The sequence below is a fragment of the Thermodesulfobium sp. genome, from assembly GCF_053498235.1.
In genome coordinates, this window is record NZ_JBRCUV010000049.1 from 1 (window position 1) to 14,488 (window position 14,488).

The window sequence follows — 14,488 nt, forward strand, 5'->3', positions numbered from 1 at the left end:
GGAATACACCTCCTTTTTTTGCTGATTGCAAGTTTCTGCATTTGGCTCTTTGAAGGCTAACGCCCTTCAAAGCTTTGGGAGAAGCAAAATCATATTTAGTTGTCAAATAAAAAGTTAAAAAAAGATTATTCTATTTATAACATATTAAAAAAATCTGTCAAGCGCTTAGCTTCACATTAACATTATTTTAACTTTATTCTAATGTTCTCAAAATATCTATTGTAGCCTTGACTATCTCATCAGGCTTTATTAGGTCCATACAACTTCCACCCTTATCGCACCTCTGATAAAGGCACTCTCTACAGATTTCTTTGTGCATCAATACCCTGAACTTTTTCCCCCAGGGCCTATACCTTCTCTCATCAGACGGTCCAAAGAGGGCAACTGTAGGGATATCTAAAAGAGAAGCTATATGCATAGGTCCTGAGTCATTGGTAACAAGAACTGAAAGGTTTTTTATAATGTAGAACAAATCCATTAAATTCGTTTTACCACAAAGATTGAGTGACTCCACTTCTTTTGAGATCTGTTCACAAAGATCTATTTCATCGCTTGATCCGAGTAAAACTAAATTCAAACCTAAATCTCTCAGCCTCTTTGCAACACTGATAAAACCCTCAACCCTATACGCCTTAGGCTGCCAGGTAGCGCCTGGAACGATACCAACCGAGCCCTGTATCCTGTCGAAAACATCGCTAAACTTGATAATAGTCTTAGTATCAATTATAATCTTATCAGAATAATCAAATTCAAAGCTTTGCGCGCATTTGTGAAAGACATTTTTTAGGTGTTCTTCAGTTGCGTGAATCCCAGAGATTTTTGGTTTAAAGGTTGTGAATATCTTTTTTTTAGAACGCACGAATATCGGCAGAATGGAGTGTCTGAGATCTATGACAAGGTCGTACCTTTTTTTTGAAATATTCTTTATTAAAGGAATCTTCCCCATTATGCCTCTATGTTTAGACGTGTACAAAAAGACTTCATCTACATTCGGCAAGGTCAAAAATATTTCCTTTGACCTTTCACCAACCAGGACGTCAAATTGAACTTTTGGAAACATCTTTTCAAGCTCAAAAAAAACAGGTAGAGTCATTATGCAATCGCCAAGAGAAGAAAGCGTTATAAAAAGAATTCTTTCAAAATCCTCTCTTTCTCGAAGAGATTTCTTAAAAATGCTTATAATCTCACCTCTGATAAATAATATATACTTCAGTGATTTTAGCATAGCTTCATCAAGAGATGCATGTTATGTACCTTTGGACAACAGACCGCCAAATCTGGTATATCCCAAAAGGTTGGCAGATATATTGGGCATAAAGCTTTTAATCCCACCTGAAGAAACCCTTTCAGAGAGGAGAAAAAAGGCAGCTAGTCAGGAAATATTAGCATTTTTAGTAGAAAATTGGGCAAATTGCGCTATAGTTAGCGCTGACTCGATGATCTTCGGCGGACTTGTGCCTTCCAGAGAGACGCAGATGTCAGAGGATGATGCTATTTGGTACACAAAGAGACTGCTTGATTTAAAGAGCTCAGGCATATTTGACAGCGTATATCTATTTAAATCTCTTATGAGGCTAATGCCTACGGTATTAGATGACAAAGAGCTTTTCTACGCCACAAAGATCGAAGAGATAATGAAATTCTCTGAAGAAGACATAAAAAACCCTGTAAATTTTTATGAAAGAGAGCTTCTTTTAACATATGTCCCGCCAGACTTATTGGAGGACTATATAAAGTCAAGAAAGATAAACTATTTTGTAGACAAAATGCTAATAAGAAACTCTGAAAAGGTCGACCTATTGGTGCTTGCACAGGATGACTCGGCTGACAGGGGCGTGGCATACGAAGAAAAGAAGAGATTAAGCATGATTGCTACAAAAAATACCAAAATAGTGCAGGGGTCAGATGAAATAGGCATGCTTCTCGTAACAAGATTTGGCAAATCTGGGACAATAAGCGTAAAAACTATTTTCGTGCCGGAAGAGATAGAAGAAGAAGTAATGCCTTTAGAAACGGTGCCACTTGGGAAGAACCTTCTCTCTCAGATAAACCTCCTACAGCTAATATTAGAAAACTTAAATCCAACTTTTTATACGATAATCTTTGGTAAATCTGGATATGAAGAGATAGCCTTCAAAGCAGTTAGATCTCTTATCAATAGCAAAAAATACGTAGCATTTGCAGACGTGTCAGACTTAAATATGACAGACGAGAAGATGTTTAAGCTTTTACTCTCAAGTGGCTTGATATTTAGGCTTATTGCCTATGCAGGCTGGAACACAGCAGCAAATACCACAGGAACAGTCCTATCGCAAGCAGTAAGCTATATATCTGGCAAAAATTATAAAGAGAATTTTAGATTTCTAATAGAGAGAGTAATTTATGACTATTACTATCAGAACGTAATAAGGCCTAAAATAAATAATATATTATTAGAAAATAATCAGTCTAATTTTAAGATGACAAAGGAGAGTATAGATATAGCCAAAAACATATTTTTTCAATACTTTCCAGGAATTTCAGAAGAGTTGAAGATGTATAGCCCTATAAAATTTGACATTACAGCTGTAAAGTTCTCCCTACCGTGGAATAGAACCTTTGAGGCAAATATAGAAATAGATATAAAATTGCTATAGCCCTGAGCATCTTGCTCAGGCTGCATTGCTTTTGATTCTTAAGTACTACTATAAGTGCGCTGAGAATCTTGATCAAGGGAAAGACGTTAGAATTACTTTTTAAATACGCTAAGAGAAGAAACTAAACCCACTGCAAGGCCTATTATTAAAGCAACTATCAAAAATAAAAGGTATGGCATAGCCATAGAATTTCTTTTCAAATGCATTTTTTTGGTAGAGTCCTGAAAGAGCGCATCTCTTGTCAGAGGCATACCACAATTCCTGCAGAAAAACGCATCGTGAGGATTTTGTGTATTACATCTATAGCAAATTTTACTATCTTTCCTTTTAAAGATATTCATATTTATGAATAATAACAAAACCAAGCGTTTTGTGCAATAAAATTAACGGGAGGAAAAAAGGAAAAGGAAAGTTCACCCTCCCCTTTTCCTTTTGTGAATATTTATTTTTTCTTTGCGCCTTTTACAGGCTTTTTCTCAGCTTTTTTTGGCTGAACTGCTTCTTTCAAAGCCTTACCAGCCCTAAAGCCTGGAGTTTTCATAGCAGGAATAACTATTTCTTCCTTGCTTCTAGGATTCCTGCCCTTTCGCTCCTTTCTCTCCCTGACTTCAAAGGTACCAAAACCAATTAACTGCACCTTTTCACCCTTCTTAAGGGTATCTCTAATAGAATCAAAAACGGCTTCTACTACGGCTGTACAATCCTTTTTAGTCATGCCCTTGCACTTTTCAGCAACTGCATTAATAAGATCTGTCTTTCTCAAAAAAAATCACCTCCTTTCAAATAAGTTAGTAAAATTCTTTAAGTGGCCTTCGAGAAGTTAAAGAATCAATCGCATCCTTTATGGAACTTTGCTGGTTTAAAATTGCCCAAACTTGCTTGGTAATTGGCATATCTACCCCCAGCTTTGTGGAAAGTTTTATAGCCGCTTCAGAGGTATACAAACCCTCTATTACGCTTCCTAATTTTTTCTTTATATCTTCCAAGCTGTACCCCTTGGCAAGAAGCACGCCTGCACTAAAATTTCTACTTTGTAAAGAAGTGCAGCTTAATAAGAGATCTCCAACCCCTGAGAGCCCAAAAAAGGTTTCCTGCTTTGCCCCTAGTTTCAAACCCAATCTTGCAATCTCAGCTAATCCCCTCGTAATAAGTGCAGCCTTCGAATTATCACCATAATTCAAACCTTTAACAACTCCCGCAGCTATAGCGATCACGTTTTTCAATCCTCCCGAAATCTCAACTCCCACCACATCACTTGTAGTATACACTCTAAAGTATTGAGAGATCAATAGTTTTTGCCAATATTCAACATCATTTTCACGTTCTGATGCCACAACAGTTGCACAAAATTCTTTTAGAGCTACCTCTCTAGCGAAATTTGGACCTGACAAAACCGAGTAACTCGAGGAAGGCAAGAGTTCTTTAAATATCTCTGATACCCTCTTTTGTGTGTGTATTTCTATACCCTTACCAAGGTTCAAGATCCTAACCGATTTCTTAAAAAACGGCTTATAATCATTTATTACCTGCCTTACCGATTGAACGGGCACTGAAAATACTATATCATTTATTTCGGAAAGTAACCCCTTATCTGTAGTTGCCTTAATATTTGATGGTAACCTTATACCCTTCAGGTACTTTACGTTTTCATGAAGGTTGTTTATACTTCTTGCAATTTCCTCATCTCTTGCAAAAATTAACACATCGCTTTTACTTGAAATTACGGTAGAAAAAGACGTTCCCCATGTTCCCGCACCTATTACAGCAATCACTTTAGCCTTAGCTCCTCGTTTCTTAATAATCTTCTGATATTATCCTTATGCCTAAACAATATTATCAAAAAAGCCAACAATGAGACAACCTTCATGTAGATAGAGCCTATTAATATTTCATATATAAGTATGCTTGAAGCACCAAATATAGATGCAAGAGACATTATCCGTGTTCTTTTTAGAGTTATAAACCATACAATAAATCCTACCGACAGCGCTGCCGGGTCAAGACCCAAAAAGGCACCTGCACCAGTAGCAACGCCTTTACCACCTTTAAATTTCATAAATGGCGAGCTAATATGTCCAAACATTGCAACAAAACCTACCAAAACAGCAAATAATTCGCTGTTTGCAAACAGAAAAAATCTTGCAATAAACACAGGCAAAAAGCCCTTCATAGCGTCAAGAAATCCAGCAATTAAGGCATATTTTAAGCCAAGCGTTCGGTATACGTTAGTAGCGCCGACATTACCACTTCCTATCTTTCTAAGATCGCATCCCTTAAAAAGGGCAACCCAATGCGAAAATGGCAAGCTCCCTACAATATAAGAAATTATAAGAAAGGAAAAATAGACAAGAATATTTTGGAAAGACATATTAATCTATCAATCCTATTTTTAGGTTTATGCCACTCATATCAAGCTCCTTTTTCACGGTATTTATAAGGTATTTCAGATATGACTTTGGAACAAGATCTTGTCTAACATTTGATCTTATACCAACAATTAAAGGAAATTTTGATTCAAATCTTATATTCTTTACTACAAAAAACTTGTTCTCAACAGTAATAGGCCTTTTTGAAACTGCATATCCTATTGCTTTTAAAATATCCTTTTTAGAATAAGATCTCATAGCCTTTTCCCAAATTTCTCTAAGATTTTCTAAAACAAGATTAACATTCTCCCCTGTCAAGGCAGAACCAAAAATAACTGGAGAATCCATAAACTTTAGATCCTCCTTTATGTTGTTGTAGACGATTGCAACAGAAGATTTGGGAACTAGATCCTTTTTGTTAATAAAAATAACTGAAGCACCAGTTCTTTCTAGCATTAGATTTGCTATCCTTTTATCCTGACGAGTAACCATACGGCTCGCGTCTACAACAAGTACTCCCATTGGAGCATTTAAGGCTGATATGCTTCTTGAAACGCTTAGCCCATCAAGTTCCTTGTCATAGGATTTCCTTCTCTTTATACCTGCACTGTCAAGCAAAAGCCAGCTTTTCCCAAGCTTTCTAAATTGTTTGGCCACAACCTCTCTTGTCGTACCAGCAATATCAGAAACAATAAATCTCTCTTCACCCAATATTGCGTTAGCTAAGGAGGACTTCCCCACATTTGGGAGGCCAAATATGCCAAAAACAATAGGATTTGGTTCTTCAAATTTGCGCCCTGTAATCTTGTTAAATATAAGATCTTCAAGCTGGTATATATTTAAACCGTGATAAGCGCTTATTTGCACAATGTCTTCAATCCCGAGGGAATAAAAATCCGCTAAATCGGTTTTACCCTCAGACTTGTTTACTGCAAGAATCATGGGTTTATTAAACTTTCTAAGGTATAGGGCTATCTCCTCATCAAGATGGGTCAAACCTTTGGCTTCTACTATCAAAACTATTAAATCTGATTTCTCTATAATTTTTTTAGACTTTTCAAAAGCAAGTTCAGAGAGATAGTCACCAGCCAAGACACCTGGTAAATCCACTAAGGTTACTGCGGTTGAATCAGTATATCTAAAAATGCCTTCGTGAAAATCCCTTGTAGTTCCAGGCACTGATGAAACCATAGAATAGCTTTGTTTAAGCAACCTATTAAAAAGTGTAGATTTCCCCACATTTGCCCTGCCTGTCAAAACTACAATAGGAAGCCTTTTCATAAACTCTTTAACCTACTTTCTACCTCTTCAATAATCCATTCAGGCGTAGATGCCCCTGCAGTAATGCCAATTCTTTCATACTTGAGTAAATCTAAAGGAAGATCCATAGCACCTTCAACCTGATAAACCGCAACGTTGTAAGAGCTAAGAGATAAATACAGTTTCTTTGTGTTCGAACTAGCCTTCCCGCCTATTACAACGATAGCATCAACCTCTTTTGCCAGTTCTCTTGCTGCCTCCTGTCTTTTCCTTGTGGCAAAACAAACCGTATTTGCTATCACCAATTCCTGTGAAAGCTCTACCAATCTTGCAGCAAGGATCTTTAGTTTTTCAATTGGCTGTGTAGTTTGAGACAAAAGCCCCACCTTTTTTACAATGCCTTTATCAAAATTAAAATTCTGTAAATTTTCACTTACAACAATTGCATTGGGCGCATAACTTAAAATTGACTGCACCTCAGGATGCTCTATTTCTCCTAATATTACCACACGAAAGCCATCAAGATAAAACCTATTGGCAATATTTTGCGCTTTTGCCACATGAGGACAGGTAGCATCTATGACCTCCTTGATCGCAAGCTTCTTAGCGCTCTCAAGCACATCGCGCCTTACTCCGTGAGTTCTCAATACTATTGCAGGAGCGTTAACCTCATCAAGAGAGTTTATAGGAATAGCGCCTAGCTGAGCAAGCCTTTTTACTTCACGTTCGTTGTGAATTAAAGGCCCAAGAGTATTTACCCTTTGATATTTATTTAAAGCCTCAATAACCTTTTTATGGGCAAGTCTAACCCCATAACAAAAGCCTAAAGACGAAGCCCTTTTTATTATCATCTATCCCATCCTCAAAGCATATCAATTTTCAACAACAAGGATAGCGCTAAGTGAAGATATAGCCGCCTATAATTCATAAAATTATTATGTGCTTATCTTTTCCAAAAATAACCTATAACCAGCAAGCAAATCGCCAAGGTCAAATCTAAACCTATCTTTGTCAAATGGCTCGAGGGTATCCTTATCCCAAAGTCTCATTGAATCTGGAGTAATTTCGTCCGCTAATAGTATTGAATCCTTAAACTTTCCAAATTCTAGCTTGAAATCAGCAAGTATAATGCCCTTTTCTAATAAGAAGTTAGTAAGTACATCGTTTACCTTTAGTGCGCTCGTGTATAAGACTTTAAGTTCTTCAAAGGTTACAAAACCAAGGGCTACAGCTCTATCGTCATTTAACATAGGATCGTGAAGCTCATCGCTTTTATAAAAGATATCCTTGATAGGGAAAGGAAATTTTATGCCTTTTTTTAAACCAAGATTTTTTGCAATGGATCCTGCTGAATAATTTCTAACTACAAATTCTATGGGTAGCATTGAACACCTTTTTACAAGTACCTCGTTTGGGGAGAGTCGCCTTACAAAGTGAGTTTGAACACCATTTTTCTCAAGAAGAGACATCAAGATCTCCGTTATCTGGGCACACATTTCGCCTTTACCGCCAAAGGATTCCTTTTTTACTCCGTCAAATGCTGTTGCCTCGTCTTTGAAACGAAAAACAACCAAATCAGGATCGTCTGTCAAAAAGACTTGTTTCCCTTTCCCTTCATACAAAAGTTTCACGAAATCATCTCCCTTTACAATATTCTTGAAATTATTTCATCCACATAACGAACAAAGTATTTGTAATCAAACACATCATTTAACTCTTCTTCGCTTAAATATGATTTTATCTCAGGATCCTTTCTCACGATCTCTTCAAAGTTTATCTTTTCGTTAAATGCCTTCATAGCAAGCGTTTGGACTATCTTATAAGCGTTCTCTCTTAACATTCCCTTTCTCACAAGCTCCAAAAGAAGCCTCTGAGAACATATAAGCTTGCCTCTAAAGTTAAGGTTTTCCATCATATTATCAGGATATATCCTACAATCCCTTAAAATTCTACTCATGGTCTTAATCATATAGTGCGTTAAAATAGCGCTTTCTGGTATAATCATCCTCTCAACTGAAGAATGCGATATATCACGTTCATGCCAAAGGGCAGTGTTCTCAAGCGCTACTACTAGATTACCCCTTAGGATTCTGGACATCCCATCAAGCCTCTCGCAAAGTATTGGATTCCTCTTGTGAGGCATAGCAGAAGACCCCTTTTGACCCTCATAGAAGGGTTCTTCCATTTCTAAAACTTCAGTTTTTTGAAGATGCCTGATCTCAAGGGCTAGCCTTTCTATAAATGCACCAATCAAAGCCCATGCAGAAAACACATTTGCAAAGATATCTCTTGGTATAATCTGAGTAGATATCTCTAAAGGTTTAAGTCCAAGTTCCTCAAGAGCTAGACGTTCTATATCCGGATTAAGATGAGCGTAAGTTCCCACTGCACCAGAAATTTTTCCTACTGCTGCCTCTTTAGCTGCGTTTTGAAGTCTTTCTTTATTTCTTTTTAATTCAAGTAGAAAGTTTGCAAGCTTAAATCCAAACGTAATAGGTTCAGCGTGAACTCCGTGAGTACGTCCCACACATAGCACGTCCTTGGTCTTTATCACTAAGTCTTTTAAAATAGCTTCAAGATTCTCTAACTCTTGATAAATAACGTCATTTGCCTCTTTTATCTGTAAACTTGTAGCAGTGTCGAGGATATCGGATGAAGTAAGACCAAGATGAATAAATCTGCTCTTTTCGCCAACGTTTTCTGAGAGAGCCGTAAGAAATGCGATAATCTCATGATGAACCACGCTCTCAATCTCTTTCATTCTCTTTATGTCTACTTTTGCATTTGAAAGGACTGCCTTGTAAGTTCCTTCGGGAATCACCCCTTCTGTCTCCCAAGCTTTAAGAACCGCTAATTCAACATCCAGCCAAAGTTTAATCTTTCTTTCCTCAGAAAATATCGCTTTAAGTTCACTCTGTGCATATCTATCAAGTTCCATAAGACCTCCTTTACCAGTCCAACCTTACTGGTATCTTTTCTCTTTCCATAGCAATTTTTATATCTTTAATTCTTATTTCGCCAAAATGAAGAACGCTTGCAAGCAGCGCTGCTGTCGCACGAGTCTTCTTGAAAACCTCTATTACATGTTCAATGGTTCCTGCACCACCAGAGGCTATCACGGGTATATTCACAGCATCGGATATCCTTTTTGTAAGTTCAATATCATATCCTGTTTTTCTGCCATCTTGATCCATACTAGTTAGCAATATCTCTCCTGCACCCCTATCTTCTACCTCTTTTGCCCATTCAATTGCATCAAGATCTGTAGGTCTCGAGCCTCCATGTGTAAAAACCCTAAATGAGTTTTGATACCTTTTAGCATCTATAGCAATCACCAAAAACTGTCTTCCGAACGTAGTAGCGCCCTTGGTAATTAATTCTGGATCAAAAACGGCTGAAGTATTTATAGAAACCTTATCCGCGCCAGCCATAAGCAACCTTTCCATATCTTCAAGAGACCTTATACCACCTCCCACAGTAAAGGGTATAAAGACTTCTTTTGCAACATCTTGCACAACCTTAAGCATTATATCTCTTTTTTCTTTTGAAGCCGTTATATCTAGAAAAACCAACTCGTCAGCGCCTTCTCTATCATAGGTTCTAGCAAGAAGCACAGGATCGCCAGCATCTCTTAAATTTACAAAACTTATACCCTTTACAACTCTTCCATCCTTTACATCAAGACAAGGTATAATTCTTTTTGCGAGCATAGGCTGCCCTCCTTAAAGACGTCGTAGTTTAAAGAAAAATCAAAACTTAGAGCCTAAGACTTTTTAGAACTTGCTACTTTAGAAAGTATACCGTTTACGAATTTGTAGGATTTCTCAGTACCGTAAAGCTTTGAAAGTTCAACTGCTTCGTTTATGGCAATGGACGGCGATAACCCCAAAAAATTTATTTCAAAAATCGCAATTTCCATAATTAGCTTGTCTGTTAACACCATCCTTTCTGTTGGCCATTCAACAGAAAGTTCATCTAATAATTTTTCAATAGATACTTTGTTTTCAACAATTCCTTCAGCTCTTACTTTTATAAATTCAAGGTCTTCCTCGTGCATGTGTTCGCCATACCTTTCCAAAAGAGAGCCCAGGGTACTCATTTTATTTATTTCAAGCTCGTATAAAATCTTTAAGATTATCTCTCTTAAATATCTTAAAGATTTTTTCACTTTATACCCATTCTTCTTTGAACAAAATTTGTATAATAATCGCCTTTCCTGAAAAATGCATTTTTCAGAACTTCCATGTGAAAGTCTATAGTAGTTGAAATTCCCTCAACAGTCATCTCATACAATGCTCTCTGCATTCGATTTATAGCTCTTTCCCTGTTAGGGGCGTATGAAATAACCTTTGCAATCAGAGAATCATAGTATGGGACAATTTCAAATCCAGAGTAAAGATGACTATCGCACCTAATTCCAGGACCGCATGGAGGTATAAATTGAGTTACCTTGCCAGGGGATGGACAAAAGTTATTACGTGGATCTTCAGCGTTTATCCTACACTCTATAGCATGTCCCGTAATTTTTACATCATCTTGAGAAAAAGGAATTGGCTTCCCCTCAGCAATTATCAACTGCAATTCAACCAGGTCTATGCCTGTAACCATTTCTGTCACAGGGTGTTCGACTTGAATTCTTGCATTTATCTCAATAAAATAAAACTTTTCTTCCTGTGTAACCAAAAACTCTGCTGTGCCTATGCCAACATAGTCCACCTGATTAGCAATAGCAAGCGCAGCCTCGCTTAACTCTTTTCTTAACTTTGGGCTGACAAAAGAGGAAGGACTTTCTTCCAGAAGTTTTTGGTGCTTTCGTTGAATAGAGCATTCCCTTTCAAAAAGCGATACACAGTTACCAAACTTATCTCTTGCAAACTGAATCTCTATGTGCCTGGGTTCTGAAACGTATTTTTCGAGGTATAGCTTACTGTTTCCAAATGCCGTTTTAGCTTCATTAGAAGCAGTATCAAAAGAATTTTCAAGTTCACTAAAGCTCTGAACAATTCTCATGCCCTTTCCGCCGCCCCCAGCCGCTGCCTTTAGTATTAGGGGAAAGCTTATCTCTTTTGCAAGCTTAAAAAGCTCATCCTTTGACGAAACAAAACCATTCGAGCCAGGCACCACAGGAACTCCAGCATTCTTGGCTACAGCTCTAGCTACTGATTTATCCCCAACCTTTTCCATAGCTTCAGGAGATGGACCTATGAAAATAATTCCAGCATCCATACAAACTCTTGCAAATTGAGGAGACTCAGCAAGAAATCCGTATCCTGGATGAACAGCGTCACAGCCTGTTATTTCAACAGCGCTAATTATAGCAGGTATATTTAGATAACTTCCTCTTGCACTGGCAGGGCCAATACATATTGCAGCATCTGAAAGTTTTACAGGAAGACTATCTCTATCTGCCTCAGAATAAGCCAATACAGAAAAATATCCATACTCTCTAAGTGCCCTTATTATTCTCAAGGCAATTTCGCCTCTGTTTGCTATTAATATCCTTTTCATAGAGCTGAATAACTAAAATCACTATATTTATTAGCAAAATATCTAGTAAAACGCACTTTATCAGACATCAATTCACCTCTAATGTAATGCGAGCATCCTGCCCACAGAATATAATAACAGAATATAATATAACTATTAAAGGTTGCCAAAGTCTAGATAATGGTTTACCCTGTTTCAACGATCATCAAGGGCTGACCAAATTCTACTGGCATGGCATTTTCAACAAGTATTTCCTTTATCACACCATCTACTTCAGACTCTATCTCATTCATAAGTTTCATCGCTTCAATAATGCAAATTACCTGTCCTTTTTTTATATAATCACCAACCTCTACAAAAGGGGGAGAATCAGGTGAGGGGGATCTATAAAATGTGCCTACCATTGGAGATTTTATAAAAACTTCTTTGGGTTGGAGCTCTAATTTCTGATCGGCATTATTCTTTACACTTTCATCAAACTTCTTAGAACTGCTTACATCGGTAATGGCCTGAACATAGCCCTCTCTTTTCAAGTTGAGCTTGATTCCTTCGGACTCCAAGTAAAACTCAGTAATTGAGTTTTCATTCATAGCTTTTATTAACTCTTTTATTTCTTCAAGATCAAAGTTAATCATGACTTTACCCTTTCGACGTAAAGATTTGTACGCGTATCTACTCTTACAACATCCCCTACATTTATAAATAGAGGTACATTTATTACAGCCCCGGTTTCAAGGGTTGCAGGTTTTGAACCTCCTTGTGCTGTATCACCTCTTACTCCAGGTTCAGTTTCAACAACTTTAAGATCTACAGTAGTTGGAAGCTCGATATTCAAAAGTGCTCCATTGTAAACTATTGCATCAACATTTTCTTGTTCTTTAAGATAATTTGTGGCATCCCCTAAAACATCCTTGCTTAACTCCCACTGCTCATAATTGTTCAAATCCATAAAATGATAGGTATCGCCTGATTTGTAGAGAAATTGAAACGGCCTTCTTTCAACCTCTGCTTCTATTATTTTGTCTTCAGACCTGAAAGTCTTTTCAAGAACTGCACCAGTTTTTAGATTTTTTAACTTCGTTCTTACATAGGCAGCGCCTTGCGCCTTTCTTGCATGTTGGAAATAAACAACCTGATATACGTTTCCATCAATTAAAATGTTTGTAGCATTTTTTAAATCGTTCATAGAAATTTCAGCCATACTTTACACTCCTATATTATTTAAATTTCACAATTAATATATTATTCAAATCATATTAAATTATACTATTTTATATGTTATTTAGATACTCATTCACGCTCCTTGCCGCGCCTCTCCCCTCTGCAATAGCCCAAACAACAAGACTTTGTCCTCTTCTCATATCTCCTGCTGCAAAAACCCTTTCGACATTTGTTTTAAAACTACCAAACTGTGCTTTAACATTTGATCTGTGATCTTGTTCGATAGAAAGCTCTCTTATAACCTTGTCCTCTGGCCCAAGAAAGCCCATGGCAACTAATACCATATCAGCTCTTAATCTCTCTTCGCTTCCCTTAATCTGTTTCGGAATAAAGTTTCCTTTTTCATCTCTCTCCCATTTTACTTTAATAGTGTTAACCCATCCTACACTCTTTTTGTCTTCTTTAGGTTCAAAACTAGTCACAGTTGTTAGATAGATCCTTGGATCCTTTCCGAAAAGAGCTATTCTCTCCTCCTGACCATAGTCAACCTTTAACACCCTTGGCCATTCAGGCCACGGATTATTTTGTAATCTAACTTTTGGCGGTTCTGGCAGTATTTCAATCTGTATAACGTCTTTACATCCCTGTCTAATAGCCGTAGCCACACAATCAGTACCCGTATCCCCTCCACCTATTATTACCACGTTTTTATCTTTTGCTGATATCAAATGTGAATCATCTTTATCCAAAAGACTTTTAGTATTTGATTTCAAAAAATCAACAGCAAAGTATATTCCACTTAACTCTCTTCCAGGAACCTTTATGTCTCTAGGATTTGTTGCGCCACAGCAAAGCACTATGCTATCAAATTCGCTTAAAAGACTCTTTAAGGATATATCTACTCCAATCTCCTTATTGGTAAAAAACTTTACCCCCTCCTCTTCCATAAGACTAATCCTTCTCATTACAATACTCTTATCAAGCTTCATATTAGGTATGCCGTACATAAGAAGCCCCCCGACTCTATCAGCCCTCTCGAAGACTGAAACCTCATGCCCAAAAGCATTTAAGGTATCAGCGCAGGCAAGTCCTGACGGGCCAGATCCAATAACCGCAACTCTTTTCCCCGTTCTCTTAACAACCTTCTTTTCCACAAAACCCAATGAAAAGGCCTTTTCTATAATATATAACTCATTGTTCTTAATAGTCACGCTCTCCCAATTTAAACCCGCTGTGCAAGAACCCTCACAAGGGGCTGGGCAAACTCTTCCTGTAAATTCAGGGAAGTTATTAGTAGCAATAAGCCTTTTGTACGCTTCCTTCCATATTCCTTTGTAAATCAGATCGTTGAATTCAGGAATAAGGTTGTGGAGAGGACATCCTGCAGTCATACCACCAAGAAGGACTCCCGAGTGGCAAAAGGGTATCCCACAATCCATACACCTTGAAGCCTGAAGTCTTATGTGTTCTTCGCTCATAGGTATTCTAAATTCGTTAAAATCTCTAATCCTTTCAAGAGGATCTCTCTCGGAAGGGGTTATTCTTTTTTGTTCAAGAAAGGCGCCAATCTTGCCCATA

Annotated in this window: 16 protein-coding genes; 1 reads left to right on the forward strand and 15 read right to left on the reverse strand. The window is 37.5% G+C overall.

All coding sequences use genetic code 11. The annotated features are described in order from the left end of the window. Positions 1-193: 193 nt before the first annotated feature. Positions 194-1,093, reverse strand: coding sequence for a glycosyltransferase family 9 protein (locus ACWIUX_RS06710; protein WP_448589958.1), 900 nt, complete (start codon positions 1,091-1,093; stop codon positions 194-196). Position 1,094: 1 nt separating this feature from the next. On the opposite strand from ACWIUX_RS06710, the gene ACWIUX_RS06715 reads away from it, so the two are divergent. Continuing rightward, positions 1,095-2,636, forward strand: a complete 1,542-nt coding sequence (locus tag ACWIUX_RS06715; protein ID WP_448589959.1) for a DUF4127 family protein — start codon at positions 1,095-1,097, stop codon at positions 2,634-2,636. A gap of 92 nt (positions 2,637-2,728) precedes the next feature. Here ACWIUX_RS06715 and ACWIUX_RS06720 read toward each other — a convergent pair whose 3' ends face one another. The 14 genes from ACWIUX_RS06720 to ACWIUX_RS06785 form a co-directional block, all read right to left on the reverse strand. After that, entirely contained in the window at positions 2,729-2,887 is a 159-nt protein-coding gene (locus tag ACWIUX_RS06720) for a hypothetical protein (RefSeq protein WP_448589960.1), read from the reverse strand. A 191-nt stretch (positions 2,888-3,078) separates the two neighbouring features. Further along, a complete protein-coding gene (locus tag ACWIUX_RS06725) occupies positions 3,079-3,399 on the reverse strand; it encodes an HU family DNA-binding protein (RefSeq protein WP_448589961.1) in 321 nt (106 codons plus the stop codon). A gap of 25 nt (positions 3,400-3,424) precedes the next feature. Continuing rightward, positions 3,425-4,408 (reverse strand): NAD(P)H-dependent glycerol-3-phosphate dehydrogenase, encoded by a 984-nt coding sequence (locus tag ACWIUX_RS06730; RefSeq protein WP_448589962.1) that lies wholly within the window; start codon positions 4,406-4,408, stop codon positions 3,425-3,427. After that, positions 4,405-5,004: a glycerol-3-phosphate 1-O-acyltransferase PlsY gene (gene plsY, locus ACWIUX_RS06735; RefSeq protein WP_448589963.1), complete on the reverse strand. Its 600-nt coding sequence runs from the start codon at positions 5,002-5,004 to the stop codon at positions 4,405-4,407. The genes ACWIUX_RS06730 and plsY overlap by 4 nt, the downstream gene beginning before the upstream one ends. A gap of 1 nt (position 5,005) precedes the next feature. Beyond that, positions 5,006-6,283, reverse strand: coding sequence for a ribosome biogenesis GTPase Der (gene der / locus ACWIUX_RS06740; protein WP_448589964.1), 1,278 nt, complete (start codon positions 6,281-6,283; stop codon positions 5,006-5,008). Then, a complete protein-coding gene (gene ispH, locus ACWIUX_RS06745) occupies positions 6,280-7,113 on the reverse strand; it encodes a 4-hydroxy-3-methylbut-2-enyl diphosphate reductase (protein ID WP_448589965.1) in 834 nt (277 codons plus the stop codon). Before ispH ends, der begins: the two co-directional genes overlap by 4 nt. An 84-nt stretch (positions 7,114-7,197) precedes the next feature. After that, a complete protein-coding gene (gene purC, locus ACWIUX_RS06750; RefSeq protein ID WP_448589966.1) occupies positions 7,198-7,893 on the reverse strand; it encodes a phosphoribosylaminoimidazolesuccinocarboxamide synthase in 696 nt (231 codons plus the stop codon). A 14-nt stretch (positions 7,894-7,907) separates the two neighbouring features. Next, on the reverse strand, positions 7,908-9,200 hold the full coding sequence (gene purB / locus ACWIUX_RS06755; protein WP_448589967.1) for an adenylosuccinate lyase: 1,293 nt from the start codon (positions 9,198-9,200) through the stop codon (positions 7,908-7,910). 10 nt (positions 9,201-9,210) lie between these two features. Then, on the reverse strand, positions 9,211-9,972 hold the full coding sequence (gene hisF / locus ACWIUX_RS06760; RefSeq protein WP_448589968.1) for an imidazole glycerol phosphate synthase subunit HisF: 762 nt from the start codon (positions 9,970-9,972) through the stop codon (positions 9,211-9,213). Between the two features lie 53 nt (positions 9,973-10,025). Continuing rightward, entirely contained in the window at positions 10,026-10,430 is a 405-nt protein-coding gene (gene nusB / locus ACWIUX_RS06765) for a transcription antitermination factor NusB (RefSeq protein WP_448589969.1), read from the reverse strand. After that, entirely contained in the window at positions 10,427-11,770 is a 1,344-nt protein-coding gene (accC, locus tag ACWIUX_RS06770; protein ID WP_448589970.1) for an acetyl-CoA carboxylase biotin carboxylase subunit, read from the reverse strand. Before accC ends, nusB begins: the two co-directional genes overlap by 4 nt. A gap of 164 nt (positions 11,771-11,934) precedes the next feature. Next, a complete protein-coding gene (gene accB / locus ACWIUX_RS06775) occupies positions 11,935-12,384 on the reverse strand; it encodes an acetyl-CoA carboxylase biotin carboxyl carrier protein (protein WP_448589971.1) in 450 nt (149 codons plus the stop codon). Further along, a complete protein-coding gene (gene efp, locus ACWIUX_RS06780) occupies positions 12,381-12,950 on the reverse strand; it encodes an elongation factor P (RefSeq protein WP_448589972.1) in 570 nt (189 codons plus the stop codon). Before efp ends, accB begins: the two co-directional genes overlap by 4 nt. 70 nt (positions 12,951-13,020) lie before the next feature. Beyond that, positions 13,021-14,487: a glutamate synthase subunit beta gene (locus tag ACWIUX_RS06785; protein WP_448589973.1), complete on the reverse strand. Its 1,467-nt coding sequence runs from the start codon at positions 14,485-14,487 to the stop codon at positions 13,021-13,023. Position 14,488: the final 1 nt, after the last annotated feature.